Annotated in this window: 1 protein-coding gene; it reads left to right on the top strand. The window is 59.7% G+C overall.

Translation table 11 applies throughout. From position 1 onward, the window contains the following. Positions 1–374 (top strand): hypothetical protein (locus tag AX702_RS16175; RefSeq protein ID WP_066781292.1); only part of this gene is annotated, 374 nt, incomplete at its 5' end. Between the last annotated feature and the right edge of the window lie 545 nt (positions 375–919).

Genomic DNA, 919 nt, shown 5'->3' with positions numbered 1-919 from the left:
GCGCGGCTGTCGCTCTTCTGGGGGTCTCACCCATTCGCGTAGCCGAGATCGACGTGCTGCTCAGTGTGAGAGATGCCACGAAAATTCTCCCGATGATCGGTGTCGAGCCGGTCAGAAATTTTGAACGCGAAAACTTCCGCTCGGAGATCTTTGCGACTTGGAGGGGCAACGCGATGCGGGTTGAGTTCATGGCGGGCGTGGAAACCCGGGTTGATGAAAAGTGGGAAAGCTTAGTGCTTCAGCCCCGGCAGGCCATCGCGGTAAATGGCGCACACGTGTTCGTTCCAAGCCTTGTGGAGTTGCTCGGCATGCTGGTGGGCTTCGGCAGGCCAAAGGACATGGAGCGTGCCCGATTGCTCACGGCGAAGCTGTGAAAGCCGCTAAGTCCATGCCCGTGTGGGCAGTAACCCTGCTCGTTCTTCTGACCTATGTGGTTCTGCGATATGCGTGGGTTAGAACGCATGGCGAATAGCAAAGCGTAAGGAGCAATAGTTAGATCATTTCCGTATTGTCGTAAGGCGCGTTTCGCGCAACAAGAGTGCGTGAGCGCTTGAGCCCCCCACTGGATCTTACGCTCGCAAACCGGAGGCGCTTCCGTTCCGACCCTTTTTCCGACGGGAGCGCCTCCAATCAGAACATGCCTGGGGCGGCGCTGGTAAGCCGTCTGTAGCCACACGCTGACGGGTCTCGGTCGCGCGTCGATCGCGCGATCGTGCTGACCACCCAGCCTTTCGACACTGATTCCCCCGGTGGCAGTCGCAGACTGTCGATCCGAGCGCCGTCCGTAGCGGATCGCTCGTTAATGCGCGTGATCTCGTTCGCGCCGTCGGCATCGCAGCGGAAGAATTCCACCGCGCCTCGGCGATCGAGCGCGTGATCCGGACCAGCTTAACGTCGAGCTCTAATCCGCCCCTAAGCC

This window comes from Sphingomonas sp. CCH5-D11, assembly GCF_001557395.1.
GTDB lineage: Bacteria > Pseudomonadota > Alphaproteobacteria > Sphingomonadales > Sphingomonadaceae > Sphingomonas.
This window is presented reverse-complemented; position numbering and strand designations above follow the sequence as displayed.